The organism is Spirillospora sp. NBC_01491 (assembly GCF_036227065.1).
Lineage (GTDB): Bacteria > Actinomycetota > Actinomycetes > Streptosporangiales > Streptosporangiaceae > Spirillospora > Spirillospora xylanilytica.
In genome coordinates this window covers 496,267-513,378 of record NZ_CP109432.1, presented here as the reverse complement: position 1 = coordinate 513,378, position 17,112 = coordinate 496,267, and the positions used below count along the sequence as shown (strand labels likewise).

General features: G+C 71.0%; 16 protein-coding genes. 2 read left to right on the top strand and 14 right to left on the bottom strand.

Going from position 1 to position 17,112, the window contains the following annotated elements:
• Nucleotides 1–65 precede the first annotated feature (65 nt).
• The 4 genes from tatC to OHA34_RS02525 form a co-directional block, all read right to left on the bottom strand.
• Nucleotides 66–956, bottom strand: a complete 891-nt coding sequence (tatC, locus tag OHA34_RS02540) for a twin-arginine translocase subunit TatC (RefSeq protein ID WP_285943586.1) — start codon at nucleotides 954–956, stop codon at nucleotides 66–68.
• A 67-nt stretch (nucleotides 957–1,023) separates the two neighbouring features.
• Nucleotides 1,024–1,413, bottom strand: a complete 390-nt coding sequence (gene tatA, locus OHA34_RS02535) for a Sec-independent protein translocase subunit TatA (protein ID WP_285943587.1) — start codon at nucleotides 1,411–1,413, stop codon at nucleotides 1,024–1,026.
• A 269-nt stretch (nucleotides 1,414–1,682) separates the two neighbouring features.
• Nucleotides 1,683–2,669, bottom strand: coding sequence for a helix-turn-helix transcriptional regulator (locus OHA34_RS02530; protein ID WP_285943588.1), 987 nt, complete (start codon nucleotides 2,667–2,669; stop codon nucleotides 1,683–1,685).
• Nucleotides 2,666–3,739, bottom strand: coding sequence for a helix-turn-helix transcriptional regulator (locus tag OHA34_RS02525; protein WP_329520571.1), 1,074 nt, complete (start codon nucleotides 3,737–3,739; stop codon nucleotides 2,666–2,668). The genes OHA34_RS02530 and OHA34_RS02525 overlap by 4 nt, the downstream gene beginning before the upstream one ends.
• A gap of 73 nt (nucleotides 3,740–3,812) precedes the next feature.
• Here OHA34_RS02525 and OHA34_RS02520 point away from each other — a divergent pair, with 73 nt between their 5' ends.
• Nucleotides 3,813–4,895, top strand: coding sequence for a DUF3866 family protein (locus tag OHA34_RS02520; protein ID WP_285943590.1), 1,083 nt, complete (start codon nucleotides 3,813–3,815; stop codon nucleotides 4,893–4,895).
• A gap of 48 nt (nucleotides 4,896–4,943) precedes the next feature.
• On the opposite strand, the gene OHA34_RS02515 is transcribed toward OHA34_RS02520, so the two are convergent.
• The 4 genes from OHA34_RS02515 to prcB all read right to left on the bottom strand — a co-directional run bounded on the left by OHA34_RS02515 (nucleotide 4,944) and on the right by prcB (nucleotide 9,442).
• Complete coding sequence (locus OHA34_RS02515; RefSeq protein WP_329520570.1) at nucleotides 4,944–5,918, bottom strand: FKBP-type peptidyl-prolyl cis-trans isomerase; 975 nt, start codon at nucleotides 5,916–5,918, stop codon at nucleotides 4,944–4,946.
• A 278-nt stretch (nucleotides 5,919–6,196) separates the two neighbouring features.
• Nucleotides 6,197–7,555 carry a Pup--protein ligase gene (pafA, locus tag OHA34_RS02510; RefSeq protein ID WP_285943592.1) on the bottom strand — a complete coding sequence of 453 codons (1,359 nt, stop codon included), beginning with the start codon at nucleotides 7,553–7,555 and terminating at the stop codon, nucleotides 6,197–6,199.
• 258 nt (nucleotides 7,556–7,813) lie between these two features.
• Complete coding sequence (gene prcA, locus OHA34_RS02505; RefSeq protein ID WP_285943844.1) at nucleotides 7,814–8,554, bottom strand: proteasome subunit alpha; 741 nt, start codon at nucleotides 8,552–8,554, stop codon at nucleotides 7,814–7,816.
• A 21-nt stretch (nucleotides 8,555–8,575) separates the two neighbouring features.
• Complete coding sequence (gene prcB / locus OHA34_RS02500; protein ID WP_329520569.1) at nucleotides 8,576–9,442, bottom strand: proteasome subunit beta; 867 nt, start codon at nucleotides 9,440–9,442, stop codon at nucleotides 8,576–8,578.
• Between the two features lie 137 nt (nucleotides 9,443–9,579).
• On the opposite strand from prcB, the gene OHA34_RS02495 reads away from it, so the two are divergent.
• The gene (locus OHA34_RS02495) at nucleotides 9,580–10,056 is read left to right on the top strand and encodes a hypothetical protein (RefSeq protein WP_329520568.1); all 477 of its coding nucleotides are present in this window, start codon (nucleotides 9,580–9,582) and stop codon (nucleotides 10,054–10,056) included.
• On the opposite strand, the gene OHA34_RS02490 is transcribed toward OHA34_RS02495, so the two are convergent.
• The 6 genes from OHA34_RS02490 to OHA34_RS02465 all read right to left on the bottom strand — a co-directional run bounded on the left by OHA34_RS02490 (nucleotide 10,010) and on the right by OHA34_RS02465 (nucleotide 17,092).
• Entirely contained in the window at nucleotides 10,010–10,546 is a 537-nt protein-coding gene (locus OHA34_RS02490; protein ID WP_329520567.1) for an endonuclease VII domain-containing protein, read from the bottom strand. The two genes, OHA34_RS02495 and OHA34_RS02490, sit on opposite strands and share 47 nt — an antisense overlap.
• Before the next feature lie 164 nt (nucleotides 10,547–10,710).
• Nucleotides 10,711–10,920 (bottom strand): ubiquitin-like protein Pup, encoded by a 210-nt coding sequence (locus tag OHA34_RS02485; RefSeq protein ID WP_329520566.1) that lies wholly within the window; start codon nucleotides 10,918–10,920, stop codon nucleotides 10,711–10,713.
• Between the two features lie 188 nt (nucleotides 10,921–11,108).
• Complete coding sequence (gene dop / locus OHA34_RS02480; protein ID WP_285943597.1) at nucleotides 11,109–12,626, bottom strand: depupylase/deamidase Dop; 1,518 nt, start codon at nucleotides 12,624–12,626, stop codon at nucleotides 11,109–11,111.
• Nucleotides 12,623–13,888 carry an acyltransferase family protein gene (locus OHA34_RS02475; RefSeq protein ID WP_329520565.1) on the bottom strand — a complete coding sequence of 422 codons (1,266 nt, stop codon included), beginning with the start codon at nucleotides 13,886–13,888 and terminating at the stop codon, nucleotides 12,623–12,625. Before OHA34_RS02475 ends, dop begins: the two co-directional genes overlap by 4 nt.
• A gap of 153 nt (nucleotides 13,889–14,041) precedes the next feature.
• Nucleotides 14,042–15,805, bottom strand: coding sequence for a proteasome ATPase (gene arc / locus OHA34_RS02470; RefSeq protein WP_285943599.1), 1,764 nt, complete (start codon nucleotides 15,803–15,805; stop codon nucleotides 14,042–14,044).
• Between the two features lie 324 nt (nucleotides 15,806–16,129).
• Nucleotides 16,130–17,092 carry a tRNA (adenine-N1)-methyltransferase gene (locus OHA34_RS02465; RefSeq protein WP_285943600.1) on the bottom strand — a complete coding sequence of 321 codons (963 nt, stop codon included), beginning with the start codon at nucleotides 17,090–17,092 and terminating at the stop codon, nucleotides 16,130–16,132.
• Nucleotides 17,093–17,112 lie beyond the last annotated feature (20 nt).

Genomic DNA, 17,112 nt, shown 5'->3' with positions numbered 1-17,112 from the left:
GACCGGCCCGATTCCCAATTCGGGACCGGGTTCACCGGACAAATCCACCGAACGACGTTCGGTGATCACCCGTGCCGGTCGCCCTTCTCCAGCTCGGCGTCGCCCTTGGCCAGCTCGGCGTCGATCTTCTCCAGGTCGAGCGGCGACGCCTCGTCGTCGGACAGCCCGTCGTCGGCGTCGCCGCGCAGCGCCCTGCGCCGGTCGGTGAAGAAGGCCAGCACCGCCGCCACCTCGAACAGCACCAGGGTCGGCAGCGCCAGGGCGAGCATGGTGAACGGATCGCCGCTCGGCGTCGCCACCGCGGCGAACAGGAAGATCCCGAAGACCGCGAGCCGCTGCGACTTCTTGATCATCTGGAAGCTCAGCACGCCGGCCAGGTTCAGCACCACCACGAACAGCGGCAGCTCGAACGTCATGCCGAACACCAGCAGCATGGCGAGCACGTAGCCGAGGTAGTGGTCGACCGCGATCAGCGCGGTGACGTCCTTGATCGCGAAGCCGCCGAGGAACAGCTTGAGGCCCTTGTCGACGGTCAGGTAGGCCAGCGCCGTACCGACCAGGAACAGCGGCACGGCCGCGCCGATGAACACGTAGCTCCAGCGCCGCTCGCGCCGGTACAGCCCCGGCGCGACGAAGGCCCAGAGCTGGTAGAGCCACACCGGCGACGACACGACCAGGCCGACGATCGCGGAGATCTTCAGCTTGAGGAAGAACTGCTGGAAGATCGTGTTGACGACCAGCGTGCACTTGTTCGGGTCAAGCTGGTGCGACTGCGGCAGGGAGCAGTAGGGCTCCTTGAGGAAGTCCCAGATCGGCTGGAAGAAGATCCAGCCGATGACCATCCCGACGAGCAGGGCGAGGATGGCCTTGACCAGCCGGTTGCGCAGCTCACGGAGGTGGTCCATGAGGGGCATCCGGCCCTCGGGGTCGACGGCCTTCGATCTCAACAGCGTCATCGTGCCGCATTCGGGCTAGGGTGCCGCGCTGGCATGCGGGCACAGATCGGCTCGGGCGAGGGGAGGCTCAGGGCTTGCGGACCTGGCTCGGGTCCGAGACCGGCACGCCCTGGATCGGCTCGCCGGAGGCGAGCGCGCCCTGCCGGCGCGGCCCCTGCTCGGCCACCGCGGCCTCGCGCTCGAGCCGGGCCGCCTCCTCGCGCAGCCGGGCGGCGCGCTCGCGCGCGTCGGCCTCCTGCTGCGGGACGGGCTGCGCCGCGGCGGCCGGCTCCGGCGCGGCGGCGGGCTTGGCGGCGGTCTCGCCCTCGTCGTCGTCGCGCAGGCCCTTGGTCTCGGCCTTGAGGATCCGCGCCGACTTGCCCAGCGACCGCGCCAGCTGAGGAAGCTTGGTCGAGCCGAACAGCAAGAGGACGACGGCCAGAATGATCAGGATTTCGCCTGTCCCAAAGTTACCCATGTCCATCCTCTTCAGCAGTGGTTCTCATGACGATCGTACGCCGTCACCGGAGCCGTATGGCGTGCGCGCGTCCTCGAGATCCCGGAGTTCATCGCGCAGAGCCGACTGTTTCGGGGCCAGCCGCGCCCTGGTCCGCTCCAATTCACGCCCGAGGCCCCGCACCGCCAGGTAGACCCTGAACGAGCAGTACCCGAGCACGGCCAGACCGACGAACCCCAAGACCACCGACACCGGAACCCACGCCACGTCCGCCACCGTAGCGGACCCGGTCACGCCATGCCGTACCGGGCGAGCGCCCGGACGGCGTCGTCGCGGACCCCGGCGGCCAGCCACGCGGGCGCGACCACCCGTCCCTGATCGCCCAGCCGCAGCGCCAGTCCCCGCACCCACCGGGTGTCGGGCGTGCGCAGCACCACGCGCAACCGCCCCTCGCCGACCTCCTCGACGCTCTCGCACGGGTAGTAGTCGGCCACCCACCGGCCGCGCGGGGTCAGCTCGAAGGTGACCTTCTCGTCGCCCGGGGACGGCCGGAACAGCCCCGCGTCCACGTCGATCGGCTCGGCCCCGTCGGGCACCTCGGCGGGCACGTCCAGCACGGCCAGCGCGGTGATCCGGTCGAGGCGGAACAGCCGCACCGCCTCGGCTCGGCGGCACCAGCCCTCCAGGTACCCGTTGCCCTCGACCATCAGCAGCCGCATCGGGTCGACGTCGCGCTCGGTGTTCTCGTCACGGGCCGGCACGTAGTACGCCAGGTGGACGCGGCGGCCCGCGCCGATCGCGTGGCGCAGCCGGCCCAGGGTCTCGCCGCCGGCGTCGACCTCCACCGCCACCTTGCTGCTGACCTCGGCGGCGGCGCCGGCCGCCGTCTCCAGCTTGGCGATCACCCGGCTGAGCGCGTCGCGGTCCTGGAGGCCGGGGATGCCCGCGAGCATCCGCAGCGCCACCAGCAGCGCGCTGGCCTCGTCGACCTTCAGCCGCAGCGGCCGGGCGATCGACTCGGCCTCGGTGACGATGATCTCGCCGCCCTCGTAGGACAGGTCGATCGGGCAGTACGGGTCGGGCGCGCGCAGCTCGACGCACCACAGCAGGTTGAGATCGTCGATGAGCTGCTTCTGGCTCACCCCGAACGCCGCCGCGGCCTGGTCGAGCGCCACCGAGTCGCGGCTGACCACGTACGGCACCAGGGCCAGCAGCCGGCCGAGCCGGCCGGTGGAGGTCGTCGCGGCGGCCTTGCCGCCGCCCGTCGCGCCGCTCATCGGCCACCCGCCCCCATGCCCGTGCCCGTGCCGGCCGCCCCGGCCGGGACCGTGTCCGTGTCCCTGTCCGTGTCCGCATTCGTATCCGCGTCCGCGTCCGCCGGGACATCGCTCACCGACAGCACCGCTTTGAGCTGCTGGATGACCGCCTCGCGCAGGTCGGGCGGATCAAGGACCACCACGTCGTCGGCGAACCGCGCCAAATACGGCGCGAACCGGTCGACGTCGCGGAACGTCAGCGTGGCCTCGTCCCAGCCGCCGCCCAGGTCGCGCACGTCCCTGGCCCAGCGGCGCGGGCCCTGCGCCGCGCCCGCGCGCAGCCGCACCGTCGCCGGACGCGGCTCGGCGACCCGGTCGCCCCGGTCGAAGGCGATCCGGCGCACGTCGACACCGTCGGGCACGGTCACCGTGCCGGGACGGCCGTCCACCGCGACCGCGCCGGTGATGCGGCTGAGCCGGAACACCCGCGTCTCCTCGCGGTCGCGGTCGTGGCCGACCACGTACCAGCGGCCCCGGCGGCTGACCACGCCCCACGGCTCGAGATGGCGGCGCGAGACCGACGTCCGGCCGATGCCCTGGTAGTCGAACGCGACCGGACGGCCGTCGCGGACCGCCTCCCACAGCGCCGGGAACGAGGGATCGGCGGTGTTGACCCGCGGCTCGATGCCGAGCGTGGTCGTCGCGTCGGTCTCCACCCCGGCGGCGCGCAGCTTCAGCAGCGCCCCCGATGCGGCCTCGGCCATGGTGGCGCGCTGCCAGACCCGCGCGGCCAGCCCCAGCACGGCGGCCTCGTCGGGGCTCAGATGGATGTCGGGGAGCTCGTAGGCCTGCGGCGGGATCCGGTAGCCGATCTCGTCGCCGCCCCCGCCGTCCTGGTCGCTGCCGACCTCCAGCGGGACACCCAGCTCGCGCAGCTCCTCCTTGTCGCGTTCGAACATCCGCTTGAACGCATCGTCGGACTCGGGATAGCCGGGCACGGCCCGGCGGATCTGCTCGGCGGTCAGATAACGCCGGGTGGCGAGCAGGCAGACCACCAGATTGAGCAGGCGCTCGGTCTTGCGCCGCGACACTTCGCCACCACCTCTTCGTCGGGTGAGCCTGATCTTCCCCGGTACTCCCGTTGAGGACGCTACCGTTTCCCGTGTGATCCGATGGCGTAAAGGCACGGTTGAAGGCATCCGCCGGGAATGGCCCGGAGCGGTCGAGCTGAACGTCTCGATCGGGGACGACGGCACGCACCGCGCACTGGCCTACCCCGAGTTGGTGGGGCGGCCCGAGCCGGGCGACACCGTCCTGCTCAACACTACGGCCTTGGCGATGGGGCTGGGGACCGGCGGCTACGCGATGGTCGTCGCGATCCCCGACCGGCTGCCCCCCGACCCGTCCGGCCCCGGCCACCTGGTCAAGGCCCGCTACACCCCGCTCCAGGCCACCGTCCTCGGCGCCGACGAGCAGGACTCCCCCCACCACGCGCTGCTGCGCGAAGCCGACTCCCTGGACGGGACGCCGGTGATCGTCGCCGACCTGCACTCGGCGCTGCCGCCGATCCTGGCCGGGCTGCTGGCCGCCCGGCCCGGCACCCGGGCGGTGTACGTGATGCCGGACGGCGGCGCGCTGCCCGCCTGGTTCTCCATGTCGATCGCCCGGCTCAGGGACGCGGGCGCGCTGGCCGCCACCGTCACCACCGGGCAGGCGTTCGGCGGCGACCTGGAGGCCGTCACCGTCCACACCGGGCTGCTGGCCGCCCGGCTCGTCCTGGACGCCGAGGTGATCGTCCTGGCGCAGGGCCCCGGCAACCTCGGCACGGGCACCCGCTGGGGGTTCTCCGGGGTCTCGGCGGGCGAGGCCGTCAACGCGGCGTCGGTGCTGTCGGGCCGCCCGGTCGGATCGCTGCGGGTCAGCGAGGGCGACGCCCGCGAGCGGCACCTCGGCGTCTCGCACCACAGCCTCACCGCCTACGGGCGCGTCGCCCTGGCCCGCGCCGAGATCCCCGTGCCCGAGCTCGGCGGCCCGTTCGGCGCCCGGGTCGCCGCCGAGGCCGCCCCGCTCGGCGACCGGCACGACCTGGTGCCGGTCCCGGTCGACGGCCTGCACGACGTCCTGCGCTCCGCCGAGCAGGACTGGGGGGTGCGGCTGTCCACGATGGGCCGCCGCCTGGACCAGGACCTGGCCTACTTCCTCACCGCCGCCGCCGCCGGACGCCACGCCGCCGCCCTGCTCCCCTGACCTTCCCCCGCCGGCCGGACGCACCGGAGGGTTCGGCCGGTAGGGGCGCTAGGAGCAGCCGGCCTCGACCGGCGCGGCGTCGCCCGAGGACTTCCCGTGCGCGCCGAGGACGTCGACCACGAACACCAGCGTGTCGCTCCCCTTGATCCCGGCCTGCGCGAGCCCCTTGGCCCCGTACCCGAGCGCCGGCGGCACCACCACCAGCACCCGGCTGCCGACCTTCTGCCCGATCAGCGCCTGGTCCCAGCCCTTCATCACCTGGCCGGTGCCGATCGTGGCGGCCGACGCGCGCCCGTCCGCCCAGGACGAGTCGAACACCTTCCCGTCCCGCCAGAACACGCCCTCGTACTGCAGCGCCAGGAGCTGCCCCTTGCCGACCCGCGGCCCGCCGCCCTCGATCAGCGTGCAGGCCCGCAGGGCCTTCGGCGCCGCCGACCGCGGCACGGTGATCGCCGGAGCCCCGCCCGCCGCCGCCGGCGCCACCCGCGGCAGCCCCGCGCCGGACGGCGCCCGCATCGCGCCCTTCGCCGCCGCCGTCCGCGGATAGACCGCCCGCACGTCGAGCACGTACACCAGCGTGTCGTCGGCGCCCACCTGGTGCACCGAGTCGCCCTTGTCGCCGTAGCCGTCCTCGGGCGGGATCTTGGCCACCACCCGCGAGCCCGGCCGCGCCCCGGTCAGCGCCCGGTCCAGGCCCGGCACCAGCAGGCCCGTCGGGAACGCCCCGGGCCGCCCCCCGGCGAAGCTGCTGGCCAGCAGCTTCCTGCCGTCCTTGCTCCACCGGTAGCCGACGTAGTCGGCCACGACGAGGTCGCCCTTGCGCGCCTCGGCCCCCTTGCCGTCCTCCAGGGTCCGCACCGCCAGCCCCTCGGCCGGGTCGCCCTTGGGGAAGGACACCTCCGGACGCTGCCCGTAGTCCCCCTTCACCTTCACCATGACGTCCCCGGCGCCGGAACACGCGGTCAGCAGAAGCGGCGCGGCCAGGACGGCTGCCGCGGGCAAGGCGGTGAGACGACGGCGCATGCGGGGTCCTTCTGGGGCTCGTGGGGCCGTTACTGGCCGCTCACCCTACCCCCAGCCGACCGCCCGACACGGGACCGTCCGCAGGCCACGCCGGACGCCCGCGGCCCGCCCCCGACACGCCTGGCCCGCCGGACGCGTGTGAGCCCGGACGCGCGACCCCCCGGGCGTGCACGACCCCGACACGCATGGGCCCGGACGCGCATGGGCCCGGACGCGCATGGGCCCGGACGCGCGCGGGCCCGCCGCCGGACGAACCGGAGGCGGGCCCGCGGCACCGGCTACATGCCGGCGATGAGCTTGTCGACCCGCTCGTCCACCGAACGGAACGGGTCCTTGCACAGCACCGTGCGCTGCGCCTGGTCGTTCAGCTTCAGGTGCACCCAGTCGACGGTGAAGTCGCGGCGCTTCTCCTGCGCCTTCCTGATGAACTCGCCGCGCAGCCGCGCCCGGGTGGTCTGCGGCGGCACCGACTTGGCCTCGAAGATGTCCAGATCGCGCGCCACCCGCTCCACCGACCCCCGCTTCTCGAGCAGGTAGTACAGCCCGCGGTCGCGATGCACGTCGTGGTAGGCCAGATCGAGCTGGGCCACCCGCGGCGACGACAGCGGCAGATCGTACTTGCGCCGGTACCGCTCGATGAGCTGGTACTTGGTCACCCAGTCGATCTCCCGCGCCACCAGGCCGAGGTCACCGGTCTCCACCGCCCGCAGCGTCCGCTCCCACAGGTCGAGCACCCGCTTGGCGGTCTCGTCGCCGCCGTGGGTGTCCACGAAGTCCTTGGCCTTGCCGAAGTACTCCCGCTGGATCTCCAGCGAGCTCGCCTCGCGGCCGTTGGCCAGCCGCACCTTCCGGCGGCCCGTCATGTCGTGGCTGACCTCCCGGATCGCCCGGATCGGGTTCTCCAGCGTCAGGTCCCGCATCACCACGCCGGCCTCGATCATCCGCAGCACCAGGTCGGTCGCGCCGACCTTCAGCAGCATCGTGGCCTCGCTCATGTTGGAGTCGCCCACGATGACGTGCAGCCTGCGGAACCGCTCGGCGTCGGCGTGCGGCTCGTCCCGCGTGTTGATGATCGGCCGGGACCGCGTCGTCGCCGACGACACGCCCTCCCAGATGTGCTCGGCCCGCTGCGACACGCAGTAGACCGCGCCCCGCGGCGTCTGGAGCACCTTGCCCGCACCGCAGATGATCTGGCGGGTCACCAGGTACGGGATCAGCACGTCGGCCAGCCGGCCGAACTCGCCGTGCCGCCCCACCAGATAGTTCTCGTGACAGCCGTAGGAGTTCCCGGCCGAGTCGGTGTTGTTCTTGAACAGGTAGATGTCGCCGGCGATGCCCTCCTCGCGAAGCCGCCGCTCGGCGTCGACCAGCAGCCCCTCCAGGATCCGCTCGCCGGCCTTGTCGTGCGTCACCAGGTCGACGACGCTGTCGCACTCCGGCGTGGCGTACTCGGGGTGGCTGCCCACGTCCAGGTAGAGCCGCGCGCCGTTGCGGAGGAACACGTTGCTGCTGCGGCCCCACGACACCACCCTGCGGAACAGATAGCGGGCCACCTCATCAGGTGACAGCCGCCGCTGGCCGCGGAAGGTGCAGGTGACCCCGTACTCGTTCTCAAGCCCGAAGATGCGCCTGTCCACACCCCGACCCTATGCGTCCGGACCCCGACTTGGCAGTCTCTGGTGCCCTGGGTTTCCCAGGGACGCCCGGGCCGCCGGCCGCACCACCGCCCGACCCGGTGCCTTTACGTTGTAGATCAGCACCCGGAACGGAAAGAACCCGCCGCGACCGGACGGCCGAAGCCGAACGTCCACGACGGGTCCCCGTCCACTCCTCACCGGGCCGCCGCCACCGGACCCGCGCGAGCGGATCCCCACCACCGGCCCGGACCGGCAGGATCAGTCGCCCGAGGACTCCTCCTCGGCACCGGCGGCCGGACCGTCCCCGCCCGCCTCCGCCGACTCGCGCAACAACTCCTCGATCCGCGCCGCCGGCAGCCGCTTGAACAGCCGGTGCTCGCGGTCGCGGTCCAGCACCGCGACCTCCAGCGCCTTCGCCTCCAGCCGCCGCTCCGAGTCCTGCGCCTCCAGCGACTCCACCGCCGCCCGCAGCGCCTCGGTCAGCGACATGCCCTCGCGGTAGCGGTCCTTCAGCGACTGCGCCACCGCGTCCGCCTGCCCGCCCATCGCCACATAGCCGTGCTCATCGGCCACCGAGCCGTCGAACGTCAACCGGTAGATCTGGTCGGCCGCCGGCTCCTCCCCCACCTCCGCGACCACCAGCTCCACCTCGTAGGGCTTGTTGGTCTCGGTGAAGATCGTCCCCAGCGACTGCGCGTACACGTTCGCCAGCCCCCGCGCCGTCACGTCGCGGCGGTCGTACTGGTACCCGTTGATGTCGGCGTACCGCACCCCGCCCAGGCGCAGGTTCTCGAACTCGTTGTACTTGCCGACCGCCGCGAACGCGATCCGGTCGTAGATCTCACTGATCTTGTGCAGCGCCCGCGACGGATTGTCCGCCACGAACAGGATCCCGCCGTCGTACTGGAGCACGACCACGCTGCGGCCCCGCGCGATGCCTTTGCGCGCGTAGTCGGCCTTGTCCTTCATCTGCTGTTCGGGCGACACGTAGAACGGCATGGACACCGGTCTGGATCCCTTCTATCGCAGCGGGGCGGTCGGCCCGCCCGGCGAGTCGTAACGTCCGTCGACGACGGTCTGCGCCAGCGCGCCCACCTCGTCCTCGCCCAGCCGGCGATACCCCTCCGAGGTCACCGCCGCCACCACCGGGAAGATCCGGCGCGTCATGTCCGGGCCGCCGGTCGCCGAGTCGTCGTCGGCCGCGTCGTACAGCGCCTGCACGCACGCCAGCGCCGCGTCCTCCGCCGACAGGTCCGCCCGGAACAGCTTCTTCAGGGAGCCCCGCGCGAACACCGACCCCGAGCCGATCGAGTAGAAGTCGCGCTCCTCGTACCGGCCGCCCGCCGGATCGTAGGAGAAGATCCTCCCCCCGTCCCGCTCCTCGTCGTATCCGGCGAACAACGGCACCACCGCCAGGCCCTGCATCGCCATGGCCAGGTTCCCCCTGACCATCGACGCCAGCCGGTTCGCCTTGCCCTCCACCGACAGCGTCCGGCCCTCGCGCTTCTCGTAGTGCTCCAGCTCCACCTGGTACAGCCGCACCATCTCGATGCCGAGCCCCGCCGTCCCCGCGACCGCGATCGCGGAGAACTCGTCGGCCCGGAACACCTTTTCGATGTCGCGCTGCGCGATCACGTTGCCGGCGGTCGCCCGCCGGTCGCCCGCCATCACCACCCCACCCGGGAAGGTCACCGCGACGATCGTCGTGCCATGCGGGATCTCGTCCCCCACCGCGGACGCCGGCGGCGTCCGCCGGCCGGGCAGCAGCTCCGGAGAGTAACCCCCCAGGAACTCCGTGAACGAGGACGTATCCGGGCTCCCGAACAACCCCGGCAGACGTCCGGTGTGCGAATCGTGGGACGCCACGCGACTCCTTCCCTCCACCATTGCGCCGGCCTCCCCTGCGAGCACACCGGCGCGGACGAACTAGACCCTACTGTTCAACGGGCATCCAGCGCATGCCGCGAGATCCCTACCGCAGTCCGCCCACGGCGAACCCTCCGCGCCCCGACTACCACGAGCCCGTGGTGATGGGACCCCGGCCGACCGCGACGCCGCTCCACCCCGCCGCCACCGTCGGACGCCCCGTCGGCGCCGCCGTCCGCTACCGCCTCCGCTCCACCCTCACCGAGGCCACGCAGGCGCCGCCCCACGGCGACCAGGGCGTCGAACGCGAATGGCGGGCACGCTGCCCCGCGCACCTCGGCGCCGCGCTCTTCTCCGACTCCGCACCCGGCGAACGCCTCCAGTTCGCCTTCTACGACCTCGCCGACGCGCTCGTCCCGGACGGTTCCGGCGCCGAACCCCGGCCCGCCGCCACCGCCCTGCTCGCCGCCGGCATGGCCGCCCACCGCCCCGACCTCGAACCCCCGGTCGCCGCCTGGCTCGCCCCCGAGCTCCGCACCCTGCTCACCGACGTGGTCAACGACCCCGGACCCGGTCGGCCCTGTGCGCCTACCGGATCGCGACCATGTTCAAAGGCACAGGCGTCCACCGCCTGACCACCTCCGCCCCCACGACGCACAGTGTCCGCTGATAGACGCCGGGTACCACTTCCATATGCGGGGACCTCCGGACGGCCGCGTCCTCCTGAGGGCTCACGTACTCGACCGCCCGGCTCATCCGCTCCGGGTCATCGTCCAGTTGTCCGAGGGCGACATTGCACTTGAAGCACAGGACCCCGCGCACCTCGCCCGTTTTGTGATCGTGGTCCACATGAACCGCGGCGGACCTGCGGCAGATGCGGCACAACCCGCCCTGGGCGGCCAGCATCCCGTCGAGTTCGCCGCGAGTCAGGCCGTAGGTCTTCTTGAGATGGTGATCGGCGTTCCGGAGGGCCTTGCACGCCTTGCAGTAGGAATTGAGCCCATCTCTCGCGGAGCGGTTCGCGCTCCATTCACCGAAGGGCTTGACGACCTCGCAGCCGGGGCACCACTTGCAGCCCTCCGGCACCTCCGCCCGCTCCCGCACTACGCGCCCCTCGCGCGCCATCCGGTCGCGATGACCCTGGCTGCCCCGACACCTAAAACAGATCTTGCAATAAAGGCCAGGCCATCCGGCCTGCTCCTGTTACGCCCGAATTCAGTGGGCGTCTTCAGTTCACCGCAGTCCGGGCACCTTTTGCCGGGACCATTGACCGAACTGGACATTCCAGATCATTGTCCACCTTTTTGGACATATGATCTCACGAACTCCTCGGCGTTCTCCTCGAGGACTTCGTCGATTTCGTCGAGAATGGCGTCGACGTCGTCGGTCAGTTTCTCGTTGCGCTCTTGGGTCTCGTCGGTGGTCGAGGTCTCGGTCTCCTCGACCTCCTCGGTGCGGCGGGTGTTCTGCTTCTGGCCGCCCGTGTCCTTCGTGGCCATCCCGTTCCTCCACTCTGCCGGTGCCCCCAACCCTATCCCCGATCACCGGCGGTCAGCGGACTTCGCGATCCGTTTCACCTGGGCGGGCACGGGGGGCCTGGTGGGTTTATCGCCCGTCCGTGAACCCCTGAAACGGGCATAGCGGTCACGAATGAGCGGCGGGCGCAGGGGCGCGGGGCGCGCCCGGGTCAGCTCTGGCCGGTGAGGGTGGTGACGAGGTCGGCGGCGGTGCGGCAGCGGTCCAGGAGGGCGCCCACGTGCTCCCTGGTACCCCGCAGGGGCTCCAGGGTGGGGACGCGCTGGAGGGACTCGCGACCGGGGACGTCGAAGATGACCGAGTCCCAGGATGCGGCGGCGACCGAATCAGCGTACTGGCTGAGGCAGCGTCCGCGGAAGTAGGCGCGGGTGTCCTCGGGCGGGTCCTCGACGGCGGCGCCAACCTCGGCCTCGGTGACGACGCGGTCGATCCGGCCGCGGGCGACGAGGCGGTTGTACAGGCCCTTGTCGGGGCGGATGTCGGTGTACTGGAGGTCGACCAGCTGGAGCCGGGGATGGGACCAGTCGAGGCCGTCGCGGTCGCGGTAGCCCTCGAGCAGGGACAGCTTGGCGGCCCAGTCGAGCTCGCGGGAGAGCTGCATGGGGTCGTCGCCGAGGCGGTGCAGCACCGACTCCCAGCGGTCCAGGACGTCCTTGGTCATCTCGTCGACGCCGGCGCCGTACCGGTCCTCGACGTACTTGCGGCACTGCTCGAGGTACTCCATCTGGAGCTGGACGGCGGTCATCTTGCGGCCGTCGCGCAGGGTGAGCAGGTGCTTGCAGGACGGGTCGTGCGAGACCGCGCGCAGGGCCGCGACGGGCATGTCGACCGACAGGTCGACGGTGAGGAAGCCGTCCTCGATCATGGCCAGGACGAGCGCGGTGGTGCCGAGCTTGAGGTAGGTGGAGACCTCGCTCATGTTGGCGTCGCCGATGATGACGTGCAGCCGCCGGTACTTCTCGGGGTCGGCGTGCGGCTCGTCGCGGGTGTTGATGATGGGGCGCTTGAGCGTGGTCTCCAGGCCGACCTCGACCTCGAAGAAGTCGGCGCGCTGGCTGATCTGGAAGCCGTCGCCGCGGCCGTCGACGCCGATCCCGACCCGGCCCGCCCCGCAGACGACCTGGCGGGAGACGAAGAACGGGGTGAGGTGCCGGACGATGTCGGCGAAGGGCGTCTCGCGCTTCATGAGGTAGTTCTCATGGCAGCCGTACGAGGCGCCCTTGTTGTCGGTGTTGTTCTTGTAGAGCTGGATGGGGTGGGTGCCGGGCACCATCGCGGCGCGGCGGGCGGCGTCGGCCATGACGCGCTCGCCGGCCTTGTCCCAGACCACCGCGTCGCGGGGGTTGGTGCACTCGGGCGCGGAGTACTCGGGGTGGGCGTGGTCGACGTACAGGCGCGCGCCGTTGGTGAGGATGACGTTGGCGAGGCCGAGGTCCTCGTCGGTGAGCTGGGTCGGGTCGGCGACCTCGCGGGCGAGGTCGAACCCGCGGGCGTCCCGGAGCGGGTTCTCCTCCTCGAAGTCCCAGCGGGCTCGTCTCGCCCGTGCCGCCGACGCCGCGAGGTAGGCGTTGACGACCTGTGAGGAGGTCATCATCGCGTTGGCCCCTGGCTGACCGGGTACGGAGATGCCGTACTCGGTCTCGATGCCCATCACCCGCCGAACACTCATATCGACGAGCCTATCGGGGCCGAGGGGGTGGAGCCATGGGCCTCCTCTTCGTGGTGCGGGGGTGTCGGCCCGGCGGGGACGATCGCCCGCGTGTCGTTCGCGTGCGGCGCGGGGGCCGCCGGTTCGTCCGCCGGGACGTCCGGGGTACGCGCGCGTTTGCCGCGGTGGCGGCCGGTGTCGGCCGCGCTGAGGCGCTGGAAGGAGTCCTTGAGGCGCGGTTTGAGCAGTTTGACGAGGGGGTCCTCGACGAGCTTGTTGATGAGGTAGGCGGCCACCAGGACGATCGCGGTGATGGCGGCGAGGGCGGCCCAGTAGGGCAGCGCGGGGTGCAGGAGGCGGGCGAGGGCCGGGCCGAGCTCGTAGTGAATGAGGTAGGTCGGGTAGGTGAGCGCGCCGAGGGTGGCGAAGTGCTTCCAACGCAGCTTGCTGAGCTTGCCGGTGGCGACCAGGGCCATCAGCCCGAAGAGCGCGGTGGTGATGACGGCGATGGCGGGCCAGGCGTCGGAGGGCGCGAGGCTGTAGGGCTCGCCGGTGGCGGCCGGCAGGGCGTAGCGCATCGAGGTGGCCCAGGAGAAGGCGGCGAAGCCCCAGAGGAGCCAGCTCGAGCCGAAGCGGTGGATCAGGTAGAACGCCATGCCCGCGATGAAGTAGGGGGCGAACTCGGGGATGAGCAGGCCCTCCAGGACGCCGTTGCCGGTCTCCTTGGCGAAGACGGCGAGCACGGTCCAGGTGGACATGAAGGTGATGCACCGGCTGTAGGTGACGCCGGTGAGCACCAGGACGGCGATGAGGGCGTAGAAGTGCATCTCGGTCCAGAGCGTCCAGTAGACGCCGCTGACGTTCTGGATGCCCATGCCCTGCTGGAACATGGTGAGGTTGGGGATCAGCGCCTCGGGACGGCCCCGGCCGAGGCCGGTGGTGAGGTAGATCGCTCCAATGAGCAGGACGCTGAACCAGTAGGCGGGGTAGAGCCGGATGATCCGGGAGACGGTGAAGTCGGCCATCGTCCGTCCCCACGTGCTCATCAGGATGACGAAGCCGCTGATGAGGAAGAACAGTTCGACGCCGAGGTAGCCGAACTGGGTCAGGGTGGAGACGGGGTCGAACAGCTCACGGGCCTTCTCGCCCTTCCAGGGGCCGCCGAGGGAGCCGGTGTAGTGGTACATCAGCACGGCAAGGGCGGCGAGGAAGCGCAGCAGGTCGACTTCCCTCAGGCGGACCCGTGGCGCCGGAGGGAGTGCGGTGGGGGTTTCGGGAGGCATCGGCATCGATGCTAGAGGACGTAATGACCGTCTCTGACCCATTCGCTCAAGAGGAATGATCTTTGCCGGAGCTGGTGCCGCACGTGATGGGCGGTGCGGCGCGGCGGCCACCGGGGGGCAGCCGCCGCGCCGTTACCGACGGTATCAGGCGGGTTACAGGTACTGGCCGGTGTTGGCGACGGTGTCGATGGAGCGGCCGGCCTCGGTGCCCTGCTTGCCCGAGACGAGCGTGCGAATGTAGACGATCCGCTCGCCCTTCTTGCCGGAGATGCGGGCCCAGTCGTCGGGGTTGGTGGTGTTGGGCAGGTCTTCGTTCTCGCTGAACTCGTCGACGCAGGCGGCCAGCAGGTGGGTGACCCGCAGGCCCTTCTGGCCGGTGTCGAGGAACTGCTTGATGGCCATCTTCTTGGCCCGGTCGACGATGTTCTGGATCATCGCCCCGGAGTTGAAGTCCTTGAAGTACAGGACCTCCTTGTCACCGTTGGCGTAGGTGACCTCCAGGAAGCGGTTCTCCTCGGTCTCGGTGTACATCCGCTCGACGACCCGCTGGATCATCGCGTCGACGGTGGCCTCATCGGAGCTGCCGTGCTCCTTGAGGTCGTCGGGGTGCAGCGGGAGGCCGGTGAGGATGTACTTGGAGAAGATGTCCTTGGCGGCCTCGGCGTCGGGACGCTCGATCTTGATCTTCACGTCCAGCCGGCCGGGGCGCAGGATCGCCGGGTCGATCATGTCCTCGCGGTTGGAGGCGCCGATGACGATGACGTTCTCCAGCCCCTCGACACCGTCGATCTCGCTCAGCAGCTGCGGCACGATCGTGTTCTCCACGTCGGAGGAGACTCCCGATCCGCGGGTGCGGAAGATGGAGTCCATCTCGTCGAAGAACACGATCACCGGGGTGCCGGCCGAGGCCTTCTCCCGGGCCCGCTGGAAGACCAGGCGGATGTGCCGCTCGGTCTCGCCGACGTACTTGTTGAGGAGCTCGGGGCCCTTGATGTTGAGGAAGAAGCTCTTGCCCTCGGTGCCGGTCTGCTCGGCGACCTTCTTGGCCAGCGAGTTGGCGACGGCCTTGGCGATGAGCGTCTTGCCGCAGCCGGGCGGCCCGTACAGCAGCACCCCCTTGGGGGGACGGAGCTGGTGCTCGCGGAACAGGTCCGCGTGCAGGTAGGGCAGTTCGACGGCGTCGCGGATCATCTCGATCTGCGATCCCAGCCCGCCGATCTCGTTGTAGGAGATGTCCGGGACCTCTTCGAGGACGAGCTCTTCGACCTCGGCCTTGTGGATCTTCTCGTACGCGTATCCGGACCTCGGTTCGAGCATCAGCGAGTCGCCCGCCCGGAGGGGGACGCCGCGCAGCGGCTCGGCCAGCTTGATCACGCGTTCCTCGTCGGCGTGCGCGATCACCAAGGCCCGCTCACCGTCGTCGAAGAGCTCCTTGAGCATGACGACCTCGCCCTGCTCCTCGAACTCCAGGGCCTCGACGACGTTCAGTGCCTCGTTGAGCATGACCTCTTGGCCACGCTGTAGTTCGTCCACGTCGACGGCTGGGCTGACGTTCACCCGCAGCTTGCGGCCACCGGTGAAGATGTCGACCGTCCCATCGCCGGTGGTCTCCAGGAAGACCCCGAACCCGGACGGTGGTTGCGCCAGCCTGTCGACCTCCTCTTTGAGCGCCACGATCTGTTCACGAGCCTCTTTGAGGGTCGCTACGAGACGCTCGTTCTGACCCGTTACCGCGGCCAGGTTGGCCTGTACCTCATGGAGACGTTCTTCCAGAACACGTGCTTGGCGCGGGGATTCCGCGAGCTTCCGGCGCAACACGGAGATCTCCTCCTCCAAGAAGGACATCTGCGTTTGAAGGTCACTGACCTCCTTGTCGTGCTGCACCCTGCGCGCCCCAGCATCGTCACGAGCGGCCACGCCCCGTCACCTCCTCACGAAGAGAGCCGACGACCTACTGAGACCCTACCTATCTGGAGGGCTTCCGTAACCTGCCCAATCGGTACTCGTGTCGTGGCGGAGGGCCCGCCGGGACCCCGGACGGCCCGGTCCGGGGGTGTGGCGGGCACCGATGCGGTTCCGGAAGGCGGCGAAAAAACCGGATTCGGGGGTGGTCCGGCGACGGCCCGCCGATTCCCGCGCGAGGACCGGGGTGCGGGAGCACCAGCAGGCGTCCTGTGAATTCCGTGTTACGGGATGACCGGCGGTGACGGATGCCTGCCGCCGGCCCTCCGCAAACGTGATCTAGGACTCAGCGGCGGCGGTGTCGCCGTCCGCCGGAGCGGTCCCGGCGGCCGCGGCCGCGGCCTCGGCCTCGGCGGCGGCCTTGGCCGGACGGCGGCGGCGCACGGGCGGGGTGACGCCGTCGGCGAGCCGCCTGGCGGTGACCAGGAACCCGGTGTGCCCCACCATCCGGTGGTCGGGCCGGACCGCCAGGCCCTCGACGTGCCAGGACCGCAGCATCGTCTCGAAGGCGTACGGCTCGGCGAACGCGCCGTGGGCGCGCAGCTCCTCGACCACACGGGACATCTGGGTGGTGGTGGCGACGTAGGCGCAGACCATGCCGCCGGGGATGACGGCCTTGGCGACGGCGTCGACGCACTCCCAGGGGGCGAGCATGTCGAGGACGACCCGGTCGACCTCGGTCTCGGCGAGGGAGTCCTCCAGGGCGCCGACGGTGAGGCGCCAGGAGGGGTGCGGGCCGCCGAAGAAGCGCTCGACGTTGGCGCGGGCGACCTCGGCGAACTCGGGGCGGCGCTCGTAGGAGGACAGGACGCCGCGTTCGCCGACGGCGCGGAGCAGGAAGCAGCTCAGCGCGCCGGAGCCGGCGCCGGCCTCGATCACGCGGGCGCCCGGGAAGATGTCGGCCATCGCGACGATCTGGGCGGCGTCCTTGGGGTAGACGACCGCGGCGCCGCGCGGCATCCGGACGGCGAAGTCGGCGAGGAGGGGGCGGAAGGCGAGGTAGTCGGTGCCGCCGCTGGAGCGGAACACCGAGCCCTCGGGGCTGCCGATGATCTCGTCGTGCGGGATGGAGCCCTTGTGGGAGTGGTAGTCCTTGCCGGGCTGGAGGGTGACGGTGTTGATCCGGCCCTTGGGGTCGGTGAGCTGAACCTGGTCTCCGGGCCGGAACGGGCCGTGCGGGATGCGGCCGGTGGAGGGTGCGGGCTCGGGCCGCGCGGGGCCGGTCGGCGTGGGTTCGCTCATGACGGTCAAGGCTAGCGGGG

Coding starts and splice junctions, on each gene's coding strand:
- prcA (WP_285943844.1), bottom strand. CDS start 8,554: ATGCCGTTCTACGTGTCGCCCGAACAGCAGATGAAGGACAAGGCCGAC.
- OHA34_RS02515 (WP_329520570.1), bottom strand. CDS start 5,918: ATGCGCCGTCGTCTCACCGCCTTGCCCGCGGCAGCCGTCCTGGCCGCG.
- tatA (WP_285943587.1), bottom strand. CDS start 1,413: ATGGGTAACTTTGGGACAGGCGAAATCCTGATCATTCTGGCCGTCGTC.
- OHA34_RS02475 (WP_329520565.1), bottom strand. CDS start 13,888: ATGCCTCCCGAAACCCCCACCGCACTCCCTCCGGCGCCACGGGTCCGC.
- dop (WP_285943597.1), bottom strand. CDS start 12,626: ATGAGTGTTCGGCGGGTGATGGGCATCGAGACCGAGTACGGCATCTCC.
- OHA34_RS02530 (WP_285943588.1), bottom strand. CDS start 2,669: ATGAGCGGCGCGACGGGCGGCGGCAAGGCCGCCGCGACGACCTCCACC.
- prcB (WP_329520569.1), bottom strand. CDS start 9,442: ATGGTGGAGGGAAGGAGTCGCGTGGCGTCCCACGATTCGCACACCGGA.
- OHA34_RS02490 (WP_329520567.1), bottom strand. CDS start 10,546: ATGGCGCGCGAGGGGCGCGTAGTGCGGGAGCGGGCGGAGGTGCCGGAG.
- tatC (WP_285943586.1), bottom strand. CDS start 956: ATGACGCTGTTGAGATCGAAGGCCGTCGACCCCGAGGGCCGGATGCCC.
- OHA34_RS02465 (WP_285943600.1), bottom strand. CDS start 17,092: ATGAGCGAACCCACGCCGACCGGCCCCGCGCGGCCCGAGCCCGCACCC.
- OHA34_RS02485 (WP_329520566.1), bottom strand. CDS start 10,920: ATGGCCACGAAGGACACGGGCGGCCAGAAGCAGAACACCCGCCGCACC.